Origin of the sequence: Thermosynechococcus sp. Uc, from assembly GCF_029335995.1 — a bacterium.
Taxonomy (GTDB): Bacteria; Cyanobacteriota; Cyanobacteriia; order Thermosynechococcales; family Thermosynechococcaceae; genus Thermosynechococcus.
Map to the genome: position 1 here is coordinate 1 of NZ_JARJMS020000086.1, position 9,322 is coordinate 9,322.

Here is a 9,322-nt window from a genome sequence, read left to right on the forward strand (position 1 = left end):
CTCAATCAAAACGCCCTCAACCTAGAAGTGGTTCCTCAGCAGTTGGGTCAAGCCTTGGCGCTGCGACTCCAAGGAGCCCCTCCGCCTTGGCGAGTGGTGAATGAAACCCGCACGGTGGCTGCCTCTGAACCGGAATTTCTCGAAAGTGAGGTGCGCAGCCAGCAAATCATTGTGCGTGGTCAACTCCATGGGGGCAGTGAGCCGGCAGAAATGCGCATCCCCCTCAGTGAGCCAATTCCCTACCTACAGCAGCAGGTACAGCGTGCCTTTGCTCAAGCGGGTATTCAAGTGCAGCAGATTCGCCTAGTGGAGACGGCAGAGCCATTAGCCGATGTATTGGTGCGCCATACCTCACGCCCCCTAGGGGAGTTGATATTGCCTATCCTCCGGGATAGCGATAATTTCTATGCAGAAATGCTCCTTGCTGCCCTAGAGGCAGCCCAACCCGGCTATCGCCAACGCTACTTAGAGCAAATTGGAGTTCAAGGGGCAGTTTTGGTGGACGGTTCGGGACTCTCGCGGCAAAACTGGCTGACGCCCAATGGCTTGGTAACCCTGTTGCAGCAGATGGTACGAACAGAGCATGCTTCGCTGTGGTGGCGATCGCTCCCCCTTGCTGGGCGATCGGGTACATTACGTCAGCGGTTGCGCAATACAGCCGCTCAAGATCGGGTCTGGGCTAAAACCGGCACGTTGCGGGGTGTTGTTGCCTTAGCGGGATATGTGGAACCAGTACAGGATCGCCCCTTAGTTTTCAGTATTGTCCTCAACCAAGCAGGGACGACTCCGCTGCAATTACGCTCAGGACTAGATCGAATTGTTTTGCTCCTAGCGCAATTACAGGCTTGCGATCGCTCCCGCTAAGGGTCGGGATGACAGCCTTTTTCTACGATGTGGGATACACAAGAGGGATGCGGTTCACCACAGTTTTGAGAGGGTTCAATCCCTAGGAAAGACTCTACTGGCAGATACAGGAGAGTATTAGATTTTCCCGGTTGAGAAAGCTCTGCTCCTACTCTGTTCCTCAAATCCTAAAATTATTGATTGATTTTACTTATAAAAGAAATATAGAAACAAAGATTAAAAACAATTACACTGACTTTTTTTGATCTGATAGGATTGGAAGGCATAGTTCGCTTAGTTTCAATTTAATGAAGTATCGCATAGACGAGGCAGGTGAAGTTCCTTTTTACTGTGTTAATCATAGCTTTGCTTTGTGAGAATACCTGTATGAAATAACCAATTCTTGGACTGCCAATCATACAATTATTCTGCTATTAGAAAAATAAGCAAACAAAAGATCGTGATCAAAGATAGAAATTGATCGCCGCAATTCCCTAGGTCGCTAAACTACGTTATGGTAGCAGTGTCCTTTTAACATGTTCGATAGCAGTACCGCAGCACTAGGTATTTAGGAGGTGTCAAATGCTGACAGAAACTCGTCCCCGGGATGTTCAGGTGGCTGAAATTGCACCGGGGGTTTTGGTCTTGCGATCGCGCACCTGGGATCGGCTGAAGTTTGAAGTCGAGTATGGCCGTCAACAGGGAACCACCTCCAATTCCTACCTCATCCAAGCCCTCCAACCTGCGCTGCTAGACCCGCCGGGGGAATCCTTTACCCAGATTTATTTACAAAAACTCCAGCAGTACATTCATCTGAGTCAACTGCGGTACCTGATCCTCAGTCATGTCAACTCCAATCGTCTCGCCACCGTCAAGGTTTTACTGCAAAAAGCGCCCCAGATTATTATCGTTTGCTCCAAAGCAGGGGCAGTTACATTGCGCTCCACCCTTGGCGAACAGTTGAATCTCTGGATTCCCCGCGGGGAAACACCCTTGGAGTTGGGGGGCGATCGCCATCTGGAATTTATTGCCGCTGCTACACCCCGCTGGCCCGACGGCCTCATCACTGTGGATCCCCAGAATCAAATTGTGTTCACAGATAAGCTCTTTGGCGCCCATGTCTGTGGCGATAGTCTCTACGATGAACAGTGGAAAAAACTCGATGAGGACCGCGCCTATTATTTTGAATGCCTCCATGCCGCCCAAACCCGCCAAGTGGAAAGCATTTTGGATCGCCTGGCAGAACTGACCCCGCCCCCCCGCCTTTATGCTCCTGCCCACGGGCCGATAGTCAAATTTAGCCGTAGCCGCCTTTTTCAGGACTATCGCGACTGGTGCCAAGCCCAAACAGAACAGGAGACCAAGGTGGCGCTTTTCTATGCCTCTGCCTATGGCAATACGGCAATTCTGGCCAACGCAATCGCCCAAGGGCTGATAGCAGCTGGCGTTCAAGTGGAAACCGTAAACTGTGAAACAACGCCCCCAGGGGAAATGCAAGCCCTGATCCACAGCAGCGATGGCTTTATCATTGGCTCCCCCACCCTAGGGGGGCACATGCCAACACAGGTGCAGACCGCCTTGGGGTTCATCTTGGCCGAGGGCAGCAAAACCAAACTGGCGGGAGTTTTTGGCTCCTATGGCTGGAGCGGGGAGGCCATTGATGACATTGAGCAAAAACTCCTCGATGCGGGTTATACCCTTGGCTTTGAAACACTGCGGGTGAAGTTTACCCCAACGGCAAGCGATCTCGAAAAATGCCAAATTGCTGCCAACGAGTTTGCCCAAGCCCTGAAAAAATTGCGCAAGAACCGCACTGTACGCCCGCCCAGTCTTGTGGACGCACAGGTGGATCGCACTGAACAAGCGGTGAACCGAGTCGTGGGTTCGCTGTGTGTCCTGACAACGCTGCCCGAAGGGTGTTTTCACCTCACACAAGCAGCGGCTATTTTGGTGTCGTCGGTGTCCCAAGCCTCGTTTCATCCGCCTGGAATGACCGTGTCCTTGCCCCAAGAATGGGCAGAAAGCCTCTGCTTGGTGGGCGATCGCTTTGTCCTGAATATCCTGAAGGAAGGCAGTCCCCTCGTTCGCCAATTTCAGCAGGCGCAACGCCTTGGTGAACAACAGTTAGCAACCCTTGGCCTCAAAAGCGCTGAGTGTGGTGCCCCGATTTTGCTCGATGCCCTTGCCTACTTGGAGTGCACGGTGGAGTCCCGCATGAACTGTGGCAATCACTGGCTGATCTATGCAGTGGTTGAGAGTGGGGAGTTGCTGCAAACCAGTGGCCTAACGGCAATCCAACATCGCAAAACCAGCAGTTAGCCCTTCTAAAACACATTCTCAGCGGTCAATTCAGCCGCCTGTTGCTGCGCCAGCTCCTCGGGATGGGCAAGCAGGTAGAGCATCGGCAGATCCTCTTCGCAAATATGGCGCACCCCTAGGGCGCCAATCGCCTCAACAGTTTCTGGCGTCAGGTTTTCGGGATGCCCCTGCACATCCTCAAGCACTAAACTTAAATTCCGCAGCAGATTTTGGTGAGCAGCGCGATAGGTAGAGGGGATGGGTGGCAGCCGCCCTCAGAGTTTCTTCGTGCTGGAAGTGGCGTTCCGTTTCCGTGACACACGCGAGTAACTGGGGCTTCACTTGCGCAAATGTTGCTCCTTCGAGGATCGCCAAGCGTAACTGCTGTAACATTTCCAACAGTGCCTGATGCGCCTGATCGATTTCCGCCAAGCCAGAGACAAACTCCGCTTGCCATCTTAGCCTAACCCTCCAGACTGCAATAGGGAAAGGACGTTGTGATTGATTGCCTTCAGCCTAGCAGTCCCCCATCGCAGTGGGTAGGCACTGTTACAAAGCGTAGCCGACTGGCACTGTTGGCCTAAGAAGGTTTAACGGCCACCCAATATTTACTCATAAAGTGGTGCTGAATCTCCTTAACCACTAGACCCGCCTTGTCTAAACGGAGATTCAAATCATCCTCGATGTAGTTGCGGTAAAAAGGCTCATGGAAAAGATTGGCAAAGTTTTCCATCATCGGCCGCTGCCCTGGGGAATCTAGGGCTTGAATTGAGTCACAGATCACAAAGACGCCCCCCGGTTGAAGAACACGGGCACATTCATTGATCACGTTTTGGCGCACTGGAGCAGGCAGTTCATGGAAGAGAAAAACGCAGGTGATGGCACTAAAGTAGTTGTCCACGTAGGGAAGGCTCTCGGCATTCCCTTGAATCAGTTGCGGCAGATCTCCCGTCTGGGTGGCCAGTAGAGAATTGGCTTTGCGCAAATAAGTGGGCGACAGATCAATGCCAAAGAGCGCCGCCTCTGGGAAGCCATAGCGCAGTTGCTTCAGGGTGCGCCCCGTCCCACAGGCAACATCGAGAATGCGCAGCGGTGGCATAGGAGGATGAGCGGCAAAATGTTGGCCAATGGGGGCAATCACACGCCGCCGCATTGCATCTGCCGTACCGCCAAAGAGCAGCTCCACTTGGACATCGTAGAGGTTGGCGGAGGTTTCACTGAGGTAGCCGTCGGTTTGGTAGTGGAAGTTTTGGCGATAGTACTGCGGATAGTCTTCAAGGCGCACGTCCTTAGAAAATTCTTGAAATTGGCGCGATCGCGCCCGCTGCCACATCTGTAGTAAATCAAGGCACAGCAGTGGGTAAAAGCGCAAAAACTCTTCCCAAGGGGCATCAAAAAGGAGTGTGGGGGGATACCAGCCAGCGGCGGCATCCTGCCAATCCTGCTGGAGTAGGGCTGCGTAGCGTTCCTTGAGCCACGCTTGCAACTGAGGGCTAAGGGGTTGCGTCCGCTCTTCAGTGGGAAAGAGGGTATTTAAAAGACGTGCACTCAGGGTTTTGTGGGCGATCGCAAAAATATTCTTGCCCCATTGCAGGGCTTGATAGCCACTGTGCAGCGTCTCTTCCACAAAGGGCAACTGAGAGGCAAAGGGCGCAACCACCATAGCTCTTAACTAAACTTCATAATCTTCAATCCTCACTATATCGCAAAGCCTAGGGGCAGTAGCCCCGTTCACGGTACCAAGTCACGGCTTCACGGAGTGCCTCCTCAATGGGCGTCTGCGGCAGCCCCAATTCAGCCACCGCTTTGGCGGCATCGTAAAACATTTTTTGCTGTGCCATGCGCACCCCATCGAGGGGAATGGCGGGGCGCTTACCCAAAGCCCCCAGGATTACCTCATCGAACCACGCTATCACCAAGGGAATTACAGCGGGAATCTCGCCGCGGGGACGCGGCAACCCCGTGATGGCGGCCAAGCGCTCGAGAAGGTCTGCAAGGGTTAGGTTTTGGTGGCCGAGGATATAGCGTTCACCGGTTCTACCTCTTTCCAAGGCCAACAGGTGACCAACTGCCACATCCCGCACATGGATTAAATTCAGCCCTGTATTCACATAAAAGGGCATCTGTCCTCGTAAAAAGCGCAGAATGATTTCCCCAGTGGGGGTGGGTTTGGCATCCCAAGCGCCAATGGGGGTACTGGGATTCACAATCACAATATCTTGCCCTTGGCTGACTGCCTCCTGTGCCACCTGCTCTGCCCAGTATTTGGAGCGCTTGTACTCGCCAATCAGCTTTTCAGGAGGGCTTTGGTAGGCTTCCGTTGTGGGTTGACCGCTGGGATCCACGCCAATGGCGGCCACGGAACTGGTGTAAACGGTGCGCTCAATGCCCGCCTCACGCGCCGCAGCCAAGATTCGCCGTGTTCCCTCCACATTGACAGCATAGAGGAGGGGGCGATCGCGCCGCCACAGACTGTAGTGGGCTGCAACGTGGAAGAGCACTTGACACCCCTGCATCAAGGAAACGAGGTCACTGGTGCGAAGATCTCCTTGCACCAATTCCACATCCCATGCCTTGAGATGGGCTGCCCGCTGCGGTTGCCGCACAAGGGCACGGACGCGATACCCTCTTTCTGCCAGCACTTGAGCCACATGGGTACCGACAAAGCCACTGGCACCGGTGAGAAAGGCAGTGTTGCTCAATCTTCCTCCACCTCGATGCTACCGGGGGGCAAGACGGCTGCTGTGACAATCACATCCTCTTCGTCGAGGCGTTGTAGGCGGACGCCCGTGGCCGATCGCGACTGGGAGGAAATATCCATCACCTTCTGACGAATAATAATGCCGCGGCTGGTTACAATCATGAGTTCATCCTCAGCATTGACAATTCGCAGGGCGGCCAGTTGATCCTCGTTACTTTTGGCTTTGAACTTGGTGGCGGTAATGCCCATGCCGGCGCGGTTTTGCAGCCGAAACTGTTGTACCGGTACCCGCTTGCCGTAGCCATTGGTGGTGATTACCAGTACCCAAGGGCCTTCGCTTTGGGCGGCGGCTTCATTGCTGTCTTCGGTTTCTGCTGTTTCCTTCTTTGGCGGGATGGCAAGGCGGTTGGCGATCGCCGCAGGCAGAATATCCATGCCCACTAGTTCATCCCCCGGCCGCAGACTCATGGCCTTGACGCCGCGGGTTGCTCGTCCAAGGGGGCGCAGTTGATCGTGACTGGCACGAAAATGAATGGCCATGCCCTGCCGCGAGCCAAGGATAATGGTGTCTTCTTCACGGGTGCGCCGCACCCAGCGCAGTTGATCCCCCTCTTCAAGGGAAATGGCAATCAGGCCGTTGGCGCGGATATGACTAAAGGCCGACAGCGCTGTTTTCTTGATGAATCCCTTGCGGGTGAGCATCACAAGATACTCATCTTCACTAAACTCTTGGACAGCAATGACGGAGGTAATTTTTTCGCTGCGGGGAATGGGCAGGAGTTGGACAATGGGGGTGCCCCGTGCTTGGCGCGAGCCGCTGGGAATTTGGTAAGCGGGCAAGGCATAGACTAAACCGCGATCGCTAAAAAAGAGGATACAATCGTGATCATTACAGCTAAAGAAGTGCTCAACGGCATCATCGTCTTTAATCTCTGCTCCTTTGCGCCCCCGCCCATCGCGGCTTTGAGCTTCAAAGGTATCTACGGGCATCCGCTTGATGTAGCCCTGCTGGGTAACAAGAATAACAGATTTATCGTTGGCAATTAAATCAGTGTCGCTAATTTCAGCATCCGCTTGCACAATCAGCGATCGCCGAGGGGTAGCAAATTTAGCCTTGAGTTCTGTGACTTCTTTTTCAATAATCTCCAGTACCCGCTGCCGATTAGCCAAAATATCGCGGTAATTAGCAATTTGCCGCTGGAGATCGGCGTGCTCGCGCTCAATTTTTTCCGCCTCTAAGGCGGTGAGGCGCCGCAGTTGCATCTGCAAAATGGCATCGGCTTGGGCTTCACTGAGGCCATAGGTTTGCATCAATTGCTGGCGGGCAAGGGTGGTGTCACTGGCGCTGCGAATGAGTTGAATGACTGCATCCAGATTTGCCAGGGCCACCAGTAGGCCTTGAAGGAGGTGATCTCGTTCTTCAGCCCTGCGCAGGGCATAGCGAGTACGGCGGGCAATCGTCTCCTCGCGAAAACTAAGAAAGACCTCTAAGCTGCGCTTGAGGGTCAGCAGTTGCGGCTCGCCGTTGACAATCGCCAACATATTGGCGCCAAAATTTACCTGTAGCGGCGTTTGCTTGTAGAGATTGTTGAGCACCACCCGTGGATAGGCCTCTCGCTTTAGCTCAATGACCACCCGAATGCCATCGCGATCGCTTTCATCGCGCAGATCGGCAATCCCCTCAATTTTTTTCTCGTTGACCAACTCGGCAATTTTTTCCATCAATGCCGCTTTGTTGGTTTGGTAGGGTAACTGCGTAACAACAATGGCTTCGCGGGGTTGGCGACCCGACGCTTCAAGGGTCTCAATGGTAGCCACAGCCCGCAGCGTCATCGAACCCCGTCCGGTGGTGTAGGCCTCTTCAATACCCCCCTGACCTAGAATATGTCCGCCCGTAGGGAAATCAGGCCCCGGAATGTAGCGCATTAGCTCGCGATCGCTGATCTGGGGATTATGGATTAAGGCCACCAACCCATCCACGAGTTCCCCCAAATTGTGGGGCGGGATGTTGGTGGCCATGCCCACGGCAATGCCGGAGGTGCCATTGAGGAGCAACTGGGGAATTCGCGCCGGCAAGACAAGGGGTTCTTGGTGGGAACCATCAAAGTTATCAATAAAATCCACCGTTTCCTGCTCGATGTCCTGCAGCAGGGCTTCTGTGGTCAACGCTTGCAGCCGGCACTCGGTGTAACGCATTGCTGCTGGCGGATCATTGTCAATGGAGCCAAAATTGCCATGGCCATCAATGAGGGGGTGCCGCATGGAAAAGTCCTGCGCCATGCGCACGAGGGCATCATAAACCGCCGAATCACCGTGGGGGTGATATTTTCCTAGGACTTCACCCACCACACGGGCGCATTTGCGGAAGGGGCGATCGCTAGTCAGTCCCAACTCGTGCATAGCGTAGAGAATCCGCCGGTGTACTGGTTTGAGACCATCACGGGCATCGGGAAGGGCGCGCCCGACAATGACGCTCATGGCATACTCAAGGTATGAGCGCGAAATCTCATCCCGCAGCTCAGTGGGAATGATCCGAGAAGACTCAGCAGCAAAGCTCATGGACAGGCCTTAACCAAAGAATAAATTTGACAATTTTATCGTTCAGCTTAAAGCTTTTATGATACCACGCCAGCCTAAATGCCAACTCTAGTCCCTCCTTTCAAGGGTACTTTAGCCCAACAGAAATCCGACAATTATTTTTGTATTATGATAACCGTCAGCAAAGTGATGCCAACAGGACAGCGGAGAATGAGGAAGGGCTGACCAGTAACCTAGAACAAGCAGTGCAAGAATAATCCACCAGTTGATAATCAATCTTGTAAAGCTATCCACCCGGCAGACAAACTAGAGCTGACAATGCACTTAAACACCCACATTAAATCCAAACAGCGCGTTGCCGACTACGGAGAGGTGCTGACTCCCCCACACATCGTCACGGCAATGCTCTATTTAGTTAAACAGGAAACCGAGCGGATTGATTAGCGGTTTCTGGAACCCGCCTGCGGTACAGGGAATTTCATTATCGAAGTCTTGCGGCGCAAGCTCAAGGTCGTAGAAAAACGCTACGCCAAAAGCCAACTGGACTATGAGCGCTATGCCGTGCTGGCTGTGTCTTCACTGTATGGCATCGACATTCTGGCCGACAACGCCGAAGAGTGCCGCCGGCGTCTCTACGAAACGTTCGACGCAGCCTACACCGCCCTGTTTGGCGAGAAAGCCAAGGCTGCTTGCCGTCAGACAGTGCGGTACATTCTCAAACGCAACATCGTCCACGGCGATGCGCTCTCACTCCAGACCGTCGGCGAGAACCCGCAGCCGATTGTCTTTCATGAGTGGTCGCTGGTCAACGGCAGCCTGCTCAAACGGCGGGATTTTGCCTTTCACCAAATCAGATGACGCAGATGTTTAAGGTGACTGTCATCTGCAAGATGACTCACCTGACACCCGGATCACTTGGAAGGAACCCATGCTGACCTCCAA

At 53.6% G+C, this 9,322-nt stretch carries 9 protein-coding genes; 4 read left to right on the top strand and 5 right to left on the bottom strand.

Features of this window, described 5'->3' with window-relative positions; translation table 11 throughout:
* Both dacB and P3X23_RS09325 read left to right on the top strand, forming a co-directional pair.
* Positions 1 to 864, top strand: an 864-nt coding sequence (gene dacB / locus P3X23_RS09320; protein ID WP_300875829.1) for a D-alanyl-D-alanine carboxypeptidase/D-alanyl-D-alanine-endopeptidase, incomplete at its 5' end; no start/stop codon positions are given.
* A gap of 561 nt (positions 865 to 1,425) precedes the next feature.
* Positions 1,426 to 3,162 (top strand): diflavin flavoprotein, encoded by a 1,737-nt coding sequence (locus P3X23_RS09325; RefSeq protein WP_300875831.1) that lies wholly within the window; start codon positions 1,426 to 1,428, stop codon positions 3,160 to 3,162.
* A 5-nt stretch (positions 3,163 to 3,167) separates the two neighbouring features.
* Here P3X23_RS09325 and P3X23_RS09330 read toward each other — a convergent pair whose 3' ends face one another.
* From P3X23_RS09330 to gyrA, 5 genes are all read right to left on the bottom strand, one after another.
* Positions 3,168 to 3,347 (bottom strand): hypothetical protein, encoded by a 180-nt coding sequence (locus tag P3X23_RS09330; RefSeq protein ID WP_300875833.1) that lies wholly within the window; start codon positions 3,345 to 3,347, stop codon positions 3,168 to 3,170.
* Complete coding sequence (locus tag P3X23_RS09335) at positions 3,340 to 3,573, bottom strand: hypothetical protein (RefSeq protein WP_300875835.1); 234 nt, start codon at positions 3,571 to 3,573, stop codon at positions 3,340 to 3,342. Before P3X23_RS09335 ends, P3X23_RS09330 begins: the two co-directional genes overlap by 8 nt.
* Positions 3,574 to 3,721: 148 nt before the next feature.
* A complete protein-coding gene (locus tag P3X23_RS09340; RefSeq protein ID WP_300875837.1) occupies positions 3,722 to 4,804 on the bottom strand; it encodes a class I SAM-dependent methyltransferase in 1,083 nt (360 codons plus the stop codon).
* 49 nt (positions 4,805 to 4,853) lie between these two features.
* The gene (gene hpnA / locus P3X23_RS09345) at positions 4,854 to 5,843 is read right to left on the bottom strand and encodes a hopanoid-associated sugar epimerase (RefSeq protein WP_300875840.1); all 990 of its coding nucleotides are present in this window, start codon (positions 5,841 to 5,843) and stop codon (positions 4,854 to 4,856) included.
* Positions 5,840 to 8,401, bottom strand: coding sequence for a DNA gyrase subunit A (gene gyrA / locus P3X23_RS09350; RefSeq protein WP_300875843.1), 2,562 nt, complete (start codon positions 8,399 to 8,401; stop codon positions 5,840 to 5,842). Before gyrA ends, hpnA begins: the two co-directional genes overlap by 4 nt.
* A gap of 297 nt (positions 8,402 to 8,698) precedes the next feature.
* Between gyrA and P3X23_RS09355 the strand changes: the two genes are divergently transcribed.
* Together P3X23_RS09355 and P3X23_RS09360 are read left to right on the top strand one after the other, a co-directional pair.
* Positions 8,699 to 8,824: a hypothetical protein gene (locus P3X23_RS09355; RefSeq protein WP_300875846.1), complete on the top strand. Its 126-nt coding sequence runs from the start codon at positions 8,699 to 8,701 to the stop codon at positions 8,822 to 8,824.
* A gap of 48 nt (positions 8,825 to 8,872) precedes the next feature.
* On the top strand, positions 8,873 to 9,238 hold the full coding sequence (locus P3X23_RS09360; RefSeq protein ID WP_300875848.1) for a hypothetical protein: 366 nt from the start codon (positions 8,873 to 8,875) through the stop codon (positions 9,236 to 9,238).
* Positions 9,239 to 9,322: the final 84 nt, after the last annotated feature.

Coding starts and splice junctions, on each gene's coding strand:
- P3X23_RS09340 (WP_300875837.1), bottom strand. CDS start 4,804: ATGGTGGTTGCGCCCTTTGCCTCTCAGTTGCCCTTTGTGGAAGAGACG.
- P3X23_RS09325 (WP_300875831.1), top strand. CDS start 1,426: ATGCTGACAGAAACTCGTCCCCGGGATGTTCAGGTGGCTGAAATTGCA.
- gyrA (WP_300875843.1), bottom strand. CDS start 8,401: ATGAGCTTTGCTGCTGAGTCTTCTCGGATCATTCCCACTGAGCTGCGG.
- P3X23_RS09355 (WP_300875846.1), top strand. CDS start 8,699: ATGCACTTAAACACCCACATTAAATCCAAACAGCGCGTTGCCGACTAC.